Origin of the sequence: Butyrivibrio sp. AD3002, from assembly GCF_000420905.1 — a bacterium.
In the GTDB taxonomy this organism is placed as follows: Bacteria; Bacillota; Clostridia; order Lachnospirales; family Lachnospiraceae; genus Butyrivibrio.
Window position 1 is genome coordinate 37,310 of the sequence record NZ_ATVV01000021.1, and the last position, 13,704, is coordinate 51,013.

Annotated in this window: 11 protein-coding genes, 2 tRNA genes and 1 riboswitch; of the genes, 2 read left to right on the plus strand and 11 right to left on the minus strand. The window is 44.2% G+C overall.

The genetic code is table 11. The annotated features are described in order from the left end of the window. Positions 1 to 123: 123 nt before the first annotated feature. The 10 genes from G596_RS0114190 to G596_RS0114235 all read right to left on the minus strand — a co-directional run bounded on the left by G596_RS0114190 (position 124) and on the right by G596_RS0114235 (position 10,849). Entirely contained in the window at positions 124 to 1,302 is a 1,179-nt protein-coding gene (locus G596_RS0114190) for a phosphoribosylaminoimidazolecarboxamide formyltransferase (protein ID WP_022762498.1), read from the minus strand. Between the two features lie 188 nt (positions 1,303 to 1,490). After that, entirely contained in the window at positions 1,491 to 2,198 is a 708-nt protein-coding gene (locus tag G596_RS0114195) for an IMP cyclohydrolase (protein WP_022762499.1), read from the minus strand. Between the two features lie 50 nt (positions 2,199 to 2,248). Further along, a riboswitch (ZMP/ZTP riboswitch) is annotated at positions 2,249 to 2,332 on the minus strand. A 50-nt stretch (positions 2,333 to 2,382) separates the two neighbouring features. Beyond that, on the minus strand, positions 2,383 to 3,771 hold the full coding sequence (locus G596_RS0114200) for an amidohydrolase (RefSeq protein ID WP_022762500.1): 1,389 nt from the start codon (positions 3,769 to 3,771) through the stop codon (positions 2,383 to 2,385). Positions 3,772 to 4,116: 345 nt separating this feature from the next. Further along, positions 4,117 to 4,893 carry an amino acid ABC transporter ATP-binding protein gene (locus tag G596_RS0114205; protein WP_022762501.1) on the minus strand — a complete coding sequence of 259 codons (777 nt, stop codon included), beginning with the start codon at positions 4,891 to 4,893 and terminating at the stop codon, positions 4,117 to 4,119. Beyond that, on the minus strand, positions 4,877 to 5,665 hold the full coding sequence (locus G596_RS0114210; protein WP_022762502.1) for an amino acid ABC transporter permease: 789 nt from the start codon (positions 5,663 to 5,665) through the stop codon (positions 4,877 to 4,879). The genes G596_RS0114205 and G596_RS0114210 overlap by 17 nt, the downstream gene beginning before the upstream one ends. A 152-nt stretch (positions 5,666 to 5,817) precedes the next feature. Then, positions 5,818 to 6,741: a transporter substrate-binding domain-containing protein gene (locus G596_RS22315; RefSeq protein WP_022762503.1), complete on the minus strand. Its 924-nt coding sequence runs from the start codon at positions 6,739 to 6,741 to the stop codon at positions 5,818 to 5,820. Between the two features lie 306 nt (positions 6,742 to 7,047). Continuing rightward, positions 7,048 to 7,851 (minus strand): response regulator, encoded by an 804-nt coding sequence (locus tag G596_RS0114220; RefSeq protein ID WP_022762504.1) that lies wholly within the window; start codon positions 7,849 to 7,851, stop codon positions 7,048 to 7,050. 20 nt (positions 7,852 to 7,871) lie between these two features. Further along, entirely contained in the window at positions 7,872 to 9,164 is a 1,293-nt protein-coding gene (locus tag G596_RS23960; protein WP_022762505.1) for a sensor histidine kinase, read from the minus strand. A 51-nt stretch (positions 9,165 to 9,215) separates the two neighbouring features. Beyond that, positions 9,216 to 10,184, minus strand: a complete 969-nt coding sequence (locus G596_RS0114230) for a hypothetical protein (RefSeq protein ID WP_022762506.1) — start codon at positions 10,182 to 10,184, stop codon at positions 9,216 to 9,218. Further along, positions 10,181 to 10,849, minus strand: a complete 669-nt coding sequence (locus G596_RS0114235) for a hypothetical protein (RefSeq protein WP_207637798.1) — start codon at positions 10,847 to 10,849, stop codon at positions 10,181 to 10,183. Before G596_RS0114235 ends, G596_RS0114230 begins: the two co-directional genes overlap by 4 nt. A gap of 200 nt (positions 10,850 to 11,049) precedes the next feature. On the opposite strand from G596_RS0114235, the gene G596_RS0114240 reads away from it, so the two are divergent. Together G596_RS0114240 and G596_RS0114245 are read left to right on the plus strand one after the other, a co-directional pair. Then, positions 11,050 to 11,123: transfer RNA gene (locus G596_RS0114240), tRNA-Pro, on the plus strand. A 21-nt stretch (positions 11,124 to 11,144) separates the two neighbouring features. After that, positions 11,145 to 11,215, plus strand: a tRNA-Gly gene (locus G596_RS0114245). 807 nt (positions 11,216 to 12,022) lie between these two features. On the opposite strand, the gene G596_RS0114255 is transcribed toward G596_RS0114245, so the two are convergent. After that, the gene (locus tag G596_RS0114255) at positions 12,023 to 13,645 is read right to left on the minus strand and encodes a leucine-rich repeat protein (protein ID WP_022762508.1); all 1,623 of its coding nucleotides are present in this window, start codon (positions 13,643 to 13,645) and stop codon (positions 12,023 to 12,025) included. Positions 13,646 to 13,704 lie beyond the last annotated feature (59 nt).

The window sequence follows — 13,704 nt, forward strand, 5'->3', positions numbered from 1 at the left end:
ACTAATTGGGTGTTTATACAGTCTAAATTTTACCACAAAAAGAGACCCATACATGTCCAATATATGGGTCTCCAAAAATGTTAGTCTGTTTAATTGTGCTTCCGGAAATGCTTCCCGAAATGATTAATGATGGAAGAATCTCATGCCTGTAAACGCCATTACCATATCGTGGTCGTTGGCTGCCTGAATAACGTTGTCATCACGCACAGAACCACCGGGCTGTGCCACATATTTTACGCCGCTCTTAGCTGCTCTCTCGATGTTATCGCCGAAGGGGAAGAATGCATCAGAGCCGAGTGCAACGTCCGTATTTCTATCAAGCCATGCGCGCTTATCAGCCTCTGTGAAGACTTCCGGTTTTACCTTGAAAAGATTCTGCCACTTGCCCTCTGCAAGAACATCCATATAATCAACGCCGATATAGAGGTCGATGGCATTGTCTCTGTCTGCTCTTCTGATGTCATCAAGGAAAGGAAGCTCAAGAACCTGGGGTGACTGTCTGAGGAACCAGTTATCCGCCTTTGAGCCCGCAAGTCTTGTGCAGTGGATTCTCGACTGCTGACCTGCTCCGATACCGATTGCCTGGCCGCCCTTTACATAGCATACTGAGTTGGACTGAGTATACTTAAGAGTTATGAGGGATATCAAAAGATCCTTCTTAGCTGCATCGGTGAGGTCCTTATTATTTGTCACGATATTTTCAAGCATCTTGTCATCAATCACGATGTCATTGTGTCCCTGCTCAAAAGTGATTCCGAATACCTGCTTCTTCTCAAGAGCTGCGGGCTTGTAGGAGGGATCGATCTTGATTACAGCATAGTTACCGTTCTTCTTTGCCTTAAGAATTTCAAGGGCTTTTTCTGTGTAATCGGGAGCGATGATTCCGTCTGAAACCTCTCTCTTGATAAGTCTTGCGGTATCCTCATCACAAGTATCTGAAAGTGAAATGAAATCACCGAAGGATGACATTCTGTCAGCGCCTCTTGCTCTTGCATATGCGCTTGCCATAGGTGAGAGGTCGCCAAGGTCCTCAACCCAGTAGATTTTCTTCTCAATATCTGTAAGAGGAAGTCCTATTGCAGCTCCCGCAGGTGATACGTGCTTAAAGGAAGTTGCTGCAGGCATTCCTGTTGCTGCCTTTAATTCTGAAACAAGCTGCCAGCCGTTAAATGCATCAAGAAGGTTGATGTAGCCGGGCTTGCCGTTTAAAACTTCTATCGGAAGGTCACTTCCATCCTCCATGAAAACTCTTGAGGGTTTCTGATTCGGATTACAACCATACTTAAGTGCTAATTCTTTCATTTTTTCTTCTCCTGTAGTCCGCGGCCGTTGTCATAAGCTATATTCTTTCTTAGCCTCGTTGCAAAATACGCATAATCGGCTAAGAAAGAATATAGCTTACTTCGCCGGCCGCTCACTCATACAATAAAAATTTTGATAGGTTCAGTTTAATATTATCGTTTATACAAGGAATATTTTACGTAATAGTGTTATTTATTTTTGTTTACAATGCGGGTTTCATATTTGCCTGTAGCGATGTCGATGTAGCGGGTGAAAAGGGAGACTTTGTTGTCTTCGTTGAGGTTATCCCATACAAGTTTTGTGAACTCGTCGATATCACCGGAGATTTCTACCTCTGTGGGCTCGCCTTCGTAGCTCGGAAGCGGATTGCCATCGCCCATGTAGGTGTGGATGAAGTAACCTTTTCCTGCCTTGGGATTCTCATAGTTATATGTAAATCTGAGGCATGAAGAAGGATCGTTATGGTCGCTCTTAAGAATAGACATAGAGATGTCGTACTTGCCGTCATCGATGTGCATAAGTCCTGAAATACGAGGTGTATAGTTAGGCGCATCGGGCTCAAACTCTCTGGTTCTGAGGGACTCCTCGAAGGACTGTCCTGCCTCCATAAGATCATAGATGGTATCTGTCTGATCACCGTTTGTCACAATTGTGTACTCACCGCGCACGCGAACAGGTGCATAGATGATAAGGCTCGGATCCTCAAGCTTTGCGGGATCGAAAGCTTCTGTGCGAATGCCCTCTCCCTCTGTAACAAACACTCTGTTTCTGCTGTTCTCGCTTCTGCCCATGATGAAGTAAGCAGTAACAGCATACTTTCCATCGGCACTTGTGCCAATCACAATGCCGCGCCCCGGATAAGAATTTGAGCTAAGTTCTGTTGCAAGATTTACCATAAAAACCTCCGTTTTATATAAAATAAAAACCGCCTGAGCATACCATTACAAACGGTTGCCCAGGCGGTCGACATTCAAAATATTTTCGCACTCCCCTGTGGTTACCCACATATCCGCCAGTTGTGCGACACACATACTTTAAACTAAAATCGCGCCAAATGCAATTGGTGTTTTTCAACAAAAATTATACTTCCGGAATAGCGTCTTCGGGAATCGGGCAGACATACCCGCTCTTCGTGCGCTCCGCAAACTCTTTTGCAGCTTCATCAAGAATATTTTTATCCTCAAAAATATCGATAGCCGCAGCACACAAAACCTTGCCCGCATGAACTGCTGCCTTATATCCTATCGAAGATCCGGCACAGGAAACATTCTGCCAGCTGTGTCCGGGACACCCGTCAGGCCAGGCTGTAACACGAATCTGTGCTGTCGGAACATTCCAGCTCACATCCCCGACATCGGTTGAAGTTGGCTCAAACGCCTCGCCCATAAAATGCGGACAAAGGGCCACATTCATCCCGTTCCCATCCGAATCAAAGGTCTTTGAAAGCGCACTCGCAAACTCGAGTTCCTCCTCATTGAAGGTCGGCACCCCAAGCTCTTCGAAATTCTTATAGAGCACTTTTTCCAGCGCGCGGTTCGTCACAGTATCCGACATGCCATCAACAAACTTCCTGACAAAAGTCGTCTCGGTCATCAGTGCAGCACCCTCCGCGATCTTATCGACACGCTTTTGAAGCTCCACCGCCTCCGCCACGTGATTGGAGCGAACCATATACAGCACCTTCGCATTGGGCTGAACCACATTAGGACTCACTCCGCCCGCATCGGTTATAGCGTAGTGCACCCGCGCCCTGTCACTTATATGTTCTCGTAAAAACTGAACGCCGATATTCATCAGCTCTACCGCATCCAGTGCGCTTCTTCCCTTTTCAGGGGCGCCGGAGGCATGGGATGCTATTCCATGAAAAGTGTACTCCACCTGTATGCAGGAATTCGACGATCCCGTAACAACCTCGTTACTGTCAGCGGGATGCCAGGTCAGCGCAGCATCCAGTTTTTTCCATTCTCCGTCCCTTGCCATGAACGCCTTGGAAGCGCAGCCCTCCTCACCGGGACAGCCGTAGAGGATTACAGTACCGACTTCTGCTGCCTGTTTATCTTCAGCATTCTTCAATCGTTCCTCAAGATACTTCTTTATTCCGATCGCTGCCGCCAGAGCTCCGGCTCCCAAAAGGTTGTGACCACATCCGTGTCCTGAACCGCCCTGCTCTATCGGTTTTTCCTCAAGTGACGCAGCCTCCTGTGAAAGCCCGGATAGTGCATCATACTCCGCCAGAATTCCGATCACCGGCTTCCCGCTTCCAAAGCTCGCCTTGAATGCTGTGGGAATATTACAAATCCCCTTCTCCACCGTAAAACCTTCCTTCTCACACACCTCGCAGTATAAATCGCAGGACTTATACTCTTTCAGAGACAGCTCCGCGTACTCCCAAATACGCCCCGCCACCTCTTTTATAAGATCACTTTTCTTTTCAATTTCACCAACCGCATCCTTTTTTATTTCAGTCATCACACACCCTCTTTTAATCCATATCCTGAATTAGTTAATATTCTCACCTAGAATAGCCTAATAAATATTATTACCTCGTAGAACCACTCTTATACACACCCCATCACCTTCGCCATTCATTACTCCCGGCAAAGACTGTTATAAATTCCAGAGCCAGCCCGCAGCATAAGCAGCAGAAATTTGTAGGTCTCGGACGAGGAGATGGTTTATAAAATATAAAAATAATGGGTTCCGACTGCTTTGAACAACGTGAAAGAAGGAATCCATTATTTTTATATTTCTTATAAACCACGACGCAGACGAAAACACAAATTTCTGCTGCTTACGCTGCGTGCGTCCCTGAATTTATAACACCTTGCTCAGGAATTCCTTAAGGCGCGGGTGATTGGGGTGGTTGAAAATCTCATCGGGAGAGCCCTGCTCAAGAAGCTTACCGTCAGCCATGAAAAGCACACGGTTACCCACTTCGCGTGCAAAGCCCATCTCGTGAGTTACCACAACCATCGTCATACCCTCGTCTGCCAGCTGCTTCATAACATCAAGAACCTCGCCGACCATCTCCGGATCTAAGGCGGAAGTAGGCTCATCAAACAACATTACTTCGGGTTCCATCATAAGTGCCCTGACGATAGCTATACGCTGCTTCTGACCGCCTGAGAGCTGAATCGGATAAGCGTCTGCCCTGTCAAAAAGACCTACGCGGCCCAAAAGATCGTACGCCTTTTTCTTTGCCACATCCTCCGGCATATGCTTAACCTTAACAGGTGCGAGAATCATGTTCTCCATTATTGTCTTGTGTGGGAAAAGATTGAAATGCTGGAAAACCATTCCCATCTTCTGCCTGTGAAGATCCATATTCACCTTCACCCACTTACCGTTTTCATCTTTGTATTTCTTCTTGGTGATATCGACATTATCAAAAATAATTGCGCCGCCCGTGGGCTCCTCAAGGAGATTCAGTGAGCGAAGAAAAGTCGATTTTCCGCTTCCCGAAGGCCCGATAACAACCATGACATCGCCCTTATCAATGTCAACGGTCACACCGTCGAGAGCCTTGATTTTTCCGAAATTATAATGTTTTTCAAGATTTGTAATCTGTATAAGCTTATCTCTTGTCTCCACGGCTCATCCTCCTTTCGAAATATGCGATTACCTTACTTGTAGGGAAGCACAGGCAGAAATAAATTGCTGTTGCCACAAGCAAAGGCTCGATAATAATGAAGGTTGCACCGCGCACAGCGTTAACCGCAGACATAATATCCTGAACGCCGATGGTATAGGTTATCGCTGACTCCTTGATGATAACAACGAACTCATTCGCAATCGCAGGAAGAATATTCTTTATCGCCTGCGGAAGAATGATATATTTCATATTCTGGAACTGGCTCATACCAAGAGATCTCGCAGCCTCAGTCTGACCGCCGTCGATCGACTGAATACCGGATCTCATGATCTCGCACAGGTATGCACCAGAGTTCATACCAAGAGCCACAACTCCGGGGAAAAATCGCTCGAATTTAATAAATCCAAGAAATGTAAAATTGGGAAGTTCTATGAGCGCTCCGAATACGCCATAGTAGATGATCGCCACCTGAACGATAACGGGAGTCGATCTCAAAATCTCAACATAAGCAGTCGCAAGGAAGCTTATCGGATTTAACTTTCCGATTGTTACACCGATTCCTTTCTCCTTCTGATGTCCATCCTTATCGAGCCCAAGAAATGCAAGAGGATAGAACTTTGTCATTCTCATTGCCGAAAGAATAAGTGCCAACACGAAACCAATGGCCACGGTGAAAAGCGAAAGCATGATCGTAACCGCCATGCCCTGCCAGAATAGTGAAGCATAAGGTGAGATTTTTGAAAAATTCTCAATTTGTATAAAACTGTCCATAACGTATTTTTATCTCCGAAATTATGTTAATGTGTCATTTCTAATATATCATAAAACCCGGGTGAAAATGCAGAACATTTCCGCAAAATTAAACGAACCCGGAAACATGACATCTCCGGGTTCGCATTCTTGTTTTTCAATCCGATCAATTATTACTGATCAAGAAGTCCCTCGATAATCTCGCCTGAAGCCTGCTCGTTAGCTGTTGCTACAAACTCATCCATTTTTCCTTCTGCCTTAGCCTTGGCAATTGCCTCGTTAACGCCGGCCTTAAGAGCATCATTGCCCTTGCTGACACCGATAGCTGAACCCTCTGCTCCGTCATAAGGTACATCAAGTACTACGCAAAGCTCGGGATAATTCTTGGCATAACTCTCTGCAACTGCTGTCTCGATGTATGCACCGTCAAGCTTACCTGCAAGAAGCTCTGCAATAATATCTGTAACCTTTGTCAACTGGATAAGCTCTGCATCAGGGCTGTTAGCCTGTGCAAGGTCAACCTGGATGGCACCTGTCTGAGCGCCTACTTCGATATCAGGGTTATTGGTATCCTCAAGGCTTGTGAACTTATCCTTATTGGACTGAAGACATACGAAGGACTGACCTCCCTCATAATAGATATCTGAAAAGTCCATGATGGATTCACGCTTCGGATCGGGTGAAAGTCCTGCAACTCCAAGGTCAACTGCCTTAGTCTGAAGCTCCATAAGAACACCGTCAAAGTCAACCGGTACTACCTCGAGCTCAAGTCCGAGATAATCTGCGATGTACTGAGCAAGTGCAATATCAAAACCTGCAAGAGTAGGTGTTCCGTCATCGCCTACTGCATAAAATTCATAAGGTGCAAAATCGGGTGATGTTGCTACTGTGAGCTTTCCGGGTGTAACTGTGGAAATCTCTGCGCTTGCAGAAGCCTCTTCGCCTGCTGCCTCCTCGGTAGCTTCTGTACTCTCTGCTGTCTCTGCGCTCTGCTCTGTCTGTGCGGGAGCTTCTGCATCCTTAGATGCGCCGCCGCATGCTGTCATGCTAAAAGTCATAGCTCCGATTAAAATAGCTGAGATAAGTTTCTTCTTCATAATAGCCTCCTTCTTTATACAAGTTTTATTCATGAATTATTGCATATTTATTCATTAATCACTTTGTTTTATACATAATAATACACTTGATGTATTTTATCAACCCCAAATATTAAAAAACATCAAAAAAGGCATGAAAAAAGCGCTTGCAATGCAAGCGCTCTTCCCATCCTTAATTATTATAGAGGGAACTATATAATAGAGGAAATCATTTGGGACTTTATTGTCTCATATTATGCGTCACAAAAGTGTCACAACGTTTAAGTTCACTGTTTATGCGGCTTCCCAGACTTTACTGAAACGTTTTTACCAAAAATCATCGGAAAGCTGACATAATTTTCCAAGTGTCGGCTCCGCCCAACTGTACTGATTCATGTACTCACCCGCGAAACCCGAGTCTTCACGCTGTCCCGCGAGATAATTGAAATAATCGCAGTCAAAATATTCTTTATTAATTCCGGCCTCGCCGCGCCTTCTTATAAGAGCATTTACGCAATCGTTTTCGTTAAATATTCTGCTCATATCGGCAAAGAGGTTTCTCATATAGGATCTGTGGCCGCTGGGATCATCCTCATCCTGCCAGATTCTATCCATGATCTGATCAAAGGTTCTCATCGCTCCGTTGGCATCAATCAGAACCGCAAGGAGTTCCTTGGTCTTACTGTAAGCAAATTCAAGCGGCAGCCCGTCCTTTGTAAAGGCCTCAAACTCCCCGAAGGTGTGAATTCGCAGCTTTGCATTTTTTTCTGCCTCTATTGGGAACCTCAGGTGTTCAAACTCGCTCTTAATCTTGGCAGGCGTAACAGGCTTCATAATATATCCGCTGGCATAGAGCGCAAAGGCTTCCTTCATATATTCAGAATAGCCCGTGACAAAAATTATATTGATTCTTGGATTTATTACCTGCAGTCTTTTCGCAACTTCCACGCCGTTGTCCGTTCTCATCTCCACATCAAGAAAAGCTATCTGTGGTTTTATATCCACAACCTTTTCAAGAGCGGCCTTTCCACTGGTAAATCCCTCAACCTGGGCACCCGGAATCGCTTTTTTTATGGCACTCATACAGCCTTCAAGCGCAAGGTCCTCATCGTCAATTGCAATTATTCGCATTATTTTTTCATTACTCCTTTTTAATTAGATCCACGGGGGATCGTGATGGTCGACTTCGTTCCGACTCCCGGAGTGCTCTCAACAACAAGGTGTCCGCCGCACATTCTAAGGAGCCTCTCCCTAAGATTATCAAGGCCTATGTGAAGCCCGTCGCCCTCTTTGTACTCATCGGGGTTAAATCCGACTCCGTCATCCTCCACTATCACATAATAGTATTCCGAATCGGAATAGCTTTCAATCCTAACCGTTCCTCCCTCTTCTTTTTTATGGATTCCGTGCTTAACGGCATTTTCCGCAAGCAGCTGCACCGAAAGGGCCGGAATATCGAAGCTCTCGTCTTTGATATCGTATTTGATGGTCAGCTTTTCACGAAAACGCATCTTCTCAAGGCTGAGGTAATTGGTGACATGCTCCATCTCCCTAAGGAAGGTGATGCAGTCCTCCTTTTCAAGGTTACTTAAGTTTCCGCGAAGGTAATCCGAAAATCTTCCGATGGCCTCCTGTGCCTTTTCGGGATCCTTTTCACAAAGGACATAGATCGAGTTCAGCACGTTATATAAAAAATGCGGCTTGATCTGTGTCAGAAGGATCTTGATTCTGTCTCTGGATATTTTATCCTCCTGCTCAAGAAGGAGCCTCTCCTGCTCATATTGGAAGGTATTATCCATAAGAATAAGAGACAGGCAGATCATGTAGGGCATGATCTCGATTCCCGGCACGAATGCCCTGAGTATTACTCCGATAAGCGGAAAAAATACGATGGACAAAAGCGCAATGACATTATCCTTCTTGAGGTATTTTCTATAAACAATCATGTAGACAAGGACAAGAAGAATGATCAGATAGCCGCCGACCTGGCCCGCAAAGTAAAGCGGTCCCTTTTCAAAATTGATTCCATCGAAGGATACTACAAAACCGTAAAAGAGGCAAACCACCCAAAATATGGAAAATATTGTGGCCAGCGGTATTACAAACTTCTTCATCTCAAGCTTTCTGCCGCATCGCCTCGAAATATAATATGAAACATATATTCCGTAAAATCCAAGGAGTGAATAAAAAGCGATAAAATATACAGAATATGCAATTTTGGTAATAAGCACCAGCTCGTCGTTATCAAAGTCCTGGCATACCACAATTTTCACAGCAAGAACAGAGATAAGCATAAGCATATCCGAAATGAGCATTTTGGTAAACTGGCCTCTTTCCTTGTTGGCATTCTTCCTCATGTGGATGTCTCCGAAAAGCTTGATGCCAACTATCGCCAGTAGGAACGACGATATTCCTATATTTACATAATCCATGGTATGATTCATAATATTCATCCGCCTTACAGTTCTTAAAGAGCTTACGTTCTCTATCCTTACTTATTTCCTGAAGACAATCCAGTTGTGAGACCACGGCACAGGAAGCCCAAAGAGTGTTCGCACTTTTCCATTCGCGCTTCTGTACCAGGAGTAGTTCCAGCCTGCGCCCATGTCCATGTACACTGCGTTAGTTACGCCAAGCCTTCTAAGCTCTGACATAAATTCATTAAAATGCATCATTTTTACGGAATCTATCACGCAAAGGTTCCCGTTAAGTTCCGCAAGAGCCCTGTAGCATCTGGCTCTCGGTCTGTCGAAATTCATGACATTTCTTTTGTCTTTTATCATGGCAAGCTGCATAAAGCCGCTGCCACCCGCCTTGGCTGCTTCCTGAACTGCCTCGGTTTTATTTTCAAATTCAAATCCAAATTTGCCGTTTGCAAAAGTGAAGGCTCCGTCCGCATCCCTGTCATAGGGGCTGTCGTAGAATTCGCCGTGGGATGCGTGATCCCCCTCAATGTTATCCTGGGCGAACTTTATCTGCACAGCATGCTGAAAAGCGGCGCCGCAGCACCAGGTGATCGATTCATCGGATTTTGACGGGCGTTTCCCGCATTCGAGATCCACCGTGGTATATTCAGGAAAAAACACGTAAACCTTATCGGTTTTGAAAATAAGCGTCTCATCCCCCGGAAGGATATCTTTCACAGGAATATTTCGCGCATCTATGCTCTCTTTTATATTCACATGATACTGGGATATCAGTCCCATGAATATAAATACAAACGCCGGAATAACCAGGAAGGAAGTTGCATAACAAAGTCTGTACATGAGCCTTAGCGGTTTTAATCTGATCTTATCAGGTCCCCACAAATAAATCACAAGCGCTATACTCTGGAAAATCGGAAGCGTCCAGTAAACGATGTAGGGTGCCGACATCTGCGCAACAAAGAAGGTTGTATAAGCTCCAAATGAAAGCAGTGCCATCGCCATCAGCCAGATTCCGGTAAGTCGTTTTCTCAAGGTCATTTGCTCTTCCTCCTCTCTTTTTTCTGTTTGAGGAGTTCTTCCCTGAGCACCTTGAAGGAATCCATCTTGGATTCAATGCTGATGATAAGAAGAATTATCGCGATATCTGTGATGTACCTAAGTCCATTTTCCCAAAGGATTGTCTTGGCAAAGGTAAGCTTGCTGTTTGCGATGATCATAACTATAGTGACAACTATTTTATAGACAATCGCCATTCTGTTAAGGATTACATTCTCGGGATTGCCTTTTTTCGCATAGTTAATAATGAAATGATTGATGGTGATGATGATCGTCATTATGAAGGACATGCCTGCTGCCGCAAGGTATATGCTTCCCTGAACGCCGATGATCAGGTAGGTGTCGAAGTCTTCCTTACCCCAGAGCTGCTCAAGTACAAGATGGGCTTCCTGGTACATAAGGCAAAACAGCACGCCGCCCATGAGGCCCTTGGTAACATCCCAGCTGAATCTCTTGTATGCTACGTAAGTACAGCAAATTGTAACGAGCTTGAGGATATCCTCGAACATGATGAACTTATCATCTACGGTGCGAACGAGGAATATGGTCATAAGGCTTGCACATACAGCGATGATGCAGGCCGTGGTCATCATATTGTCACTTAAAAATACCGATTCTTTTTCATTGTCCATTGTTGTTATATCCACCTTTTATGTATTATTATGATATCATCATCAGGCGGATTTTACCCTATTGTTTTCCCTTTATTCAGGATGTTTTATAGCTTTTTAATTTATGTGGAAAATTTTTTTGAAAAAAATTTCAAAATCGTGTTGACAATTACTTTGATAAGGATATATAATCGTACTTGCGTTGCGGGTCAGGTAATGAACAAAACGCTTCCAAACGGGGTGTGGCTTAGCTTGGTAGAGCGCCTGGTTTGGGACCAGGAGGTCGCAGGTTCGAATCCTGTCACCCCGATTTAAATTCAATATTGTACATGCGGGTGTAGTTCAATGGTAGAACACTAGCCTTCCAAGCTAGATACGTGGGTTCGATTCCCATCACCCGCTTAACAAAATAACCTAGGTCGTATGACCTAGGTTATTTTTGTTAAGGGAGCGGAGCCCTCGAACCCATGGTTCGGTCTCCGCTCCGCTCCGGTCGGCGCTAAGCGCTCGTCCCCCGGACGAGCAGCGCCCCATCACCCGCTCTCCCCGATTTACTATTGTTCTTATCTCGCCTGCCGGCTCGGTCGGCGGCTAAGATGATCGCCACTGGCGCTCAGCCGCCCCATCACCCGCTTTTAAATAATTTACGTATTCTAAGTTCGGTCTCCGCTCCGCTCGATGGCTAATTTTCTATTGGTGCAATAAATGAGTTTGATTCTTCTTGATTTGTTGTACCCATATTTTGCGAGTACAATAAATTCACTTAATTCTTCTATATTTGTTGTATCTATTTTCTGCAAGAACAACAATTTCGCCTGTTTCCTCTCCGTTTGTTGTATCCATTTTTCTCTGGAACAATAAATCAACTAATTCTTATATATTTGTTGTTTCTATTTTCTGTAGACACAACAATTCCGGATGATTCTTCTTAGTTTGTTGTTAGGCGTTTTTTCACATACAATAAATCTGAAGAATCCTCATGATTTGTTGTATCTATACTTTGCCATGTGCAACAAACCTCAGGCCTTCTTCCTGATTTATTGTTCATCCCACTTAACGGCTTTGTGGATATACATGGGGCGCTTGGAAGTTATCGTTTCGCATAAAAAATCCAAAGAATATACAACGGTCTTTGGGGGCATGTACAAAAAATCATTCTGTAAACAAAAAGACAAGGAAACGCTCATCGTTTCCTTGTCTCTGTAAGAATTACTTCTTTTTTTTGGAAGATTTCTTGGATTTGCCTTTGAATGGCTCATTTGTTAAGTTCGCATCCCAACTATCTCTATACGGAACACCCCATTTGGTCTTAGCTTTCTTTTTAGCTTTGCCTTTAGCTGAAATATTCTTGATGAATTTCTTGGCATAAGATCCTTGTTCGTAAGTCTTTACTGTAATCTGCTTTTTGTCTTTCTTAAAAGCGTTCTTGTCGATTTTGATTTCAGCATAAGCCCCGTAAAGCTGGAACTCTTTCAGTTTTGTACATCCGGAAAATGCACCTTTTCTTATGCGTTTCTTGGTCTTTGAGGTGATGGGGCAGCTTCTTTTGAAGATGTCATCTTTTTCATAAGCTTTGAGTGCATTGGATCCCCACGCAACGACTTTAAGGTTCTTACAGTTTTTGAAACAGTCAGCAGGGATTTCCTTTACAGAATCGGGTATATACGCATAACGTATATCGCTTCTGTTCTTGAAAGCTCCGGGTGCAATACTGGTCACAATGAACCATTCATGGTTGTAACGGCAGTATGCGAACATTCTGAAATCAAACTCTGCAAGTTTGTTATTTTCAAGAGATGTATATCTGTTACTGGGATCTCCTAGTCTGACCATTCCTCCGCCGACACGACTATTATCCATACGGCAGTCATCGATATAATTTGAGATTGCGTTAACGCTGAACCTTGTTGAGTTGGACGCAATACCTCTTTGGGGACCATTCATGGCCCATATATCTGATGTGGTTGCATTTTCCCATTCTGAATCACTGGGTGTGTCCCATGATTCATATCCGATGATCTGTACTTCACCAAAAGTACTTCCTGTTCCGGCTTTGGTCACGCGGTAATGGATCATGTCTCCTTTTTCCCAGAACTGTGTTCCGACAGGTGCAAGCCATCCGTCTTCTTCAAGTTCTTTTGCAGTCCAGAACCAGCTTTCTCCACGTATTCTCCCAAACATGGCTTCCTTGCTGTCCGCATCTGCCCAGTTTGGTGTTCCGAGTATGGATTTTGGTGAACCTTCGCGATAACCTGATGTTGACTGATTATCAGCAGCATTACTGTTATCTGTGTTAGAATTATTATTATTTGAATTGTTTGGGAGACCAGGAATTGCTTCATCTGTTTGACTTATAGCATTAGATATAGCATCTTGACGTGCCTTTTCCTCTTCTTCGAGCTTCTTTTTTTGCTCGCCAACATACTTCATGCATTCACTGTATGTTCCGTACACCTCATATAGGTGGCTCTTCTTATCTTCCGGTTTCTCTGACCATTTGTAAGTGTCATCGGAGTAATGAAATAGTGCATTATACTCCATATCCTTGGCAAGCTGGTTGTACTCATCCTCGGTAAGCTGTTCCAGGAGACAATATAATTCATACGAATTCTCAACAAGGTGTCTGTCAAACCATACATACTGTACATCTTCAGTATCATAGCTGTCTTTTTCTTTTATAGTTTCAAGTCCAGCCTTAAGCTGGTTATAGGCGTCTGCCGATGCATGGGATGTAATAGAAAACCCTGCGAATGCTCCCATGCAAAGTGCAAAGGCAAGGCTAAAGGATAAAAGCCTGTTACAAATTGTGTTTCTGAAACAGTTCTTGTTCATAACGTTGTTCCCTCATGATATGAAAATAGTGATAGTTACACCAACTCTTTTTTCACACC

Coding starts and splice junctions, on each gene's coding strand:
- G596_RS0114190 (WP_022762498.1), bottom strand. CDS start 1,302: ATGAAAGAATTAGCACTTAAGTATGGTTGTAATCCGAATCAGAAACCC.
- G596_RS0114195 (WP_022762499.1), bottom strand. CDS start 2,198: ATGGTAAATCTTGCAACAGAACTTAGCTCAAATTCTTATCCGGGGCGC.
- G596_RS0114200 (WP_022762500.1), bottom strand. CDS start 3,771: ATGACTGAAATAAAAAAGGATGCGGTTGGTGAAATTGAAAAGAAAAGT.
- G596_RS0114210 (WP_022762502.1), bottom strand. CDS start 5,665: ATGGACAGTTTTATACAAATTGAGAATTTTTCAAAAATCTCACCTTAT.
- G596_RS22315 (WP_022762503.1), bottom strand. CDS start 6,741: ATGAAGAAGAAACTTATCTCAGCTATTTTAATCGGAGCTATGACTTTT.
- G596_RS0114220 (WP_022762504.1), bottom strand. CDS start 7,851: ATGCGAATAATTGCAATTGACGATGAGGACCTTGCGCTTGAAGGCTGT.
- G596_RS23960 (WP_022762505.1), bottom strand. CDS start 9,164: ATGAATCATACCATGGATTATGTAAATATAGGAATATCGTCGTTCCTA.
- G596_RS0114230 (WP_022762506.1), bottom strand. CDS start 10,184: ATGACCTTGAGAAAACGACTTACCGGAATCTGGCTGATGGCGATGGCA.
- G596_RS0114255 (WP_022762508.1), bottom strand. CDS start 13,645: ATGAACAAGAACTGTTTCAGAAACACAATTTGTAACAGGCTTTTATCC.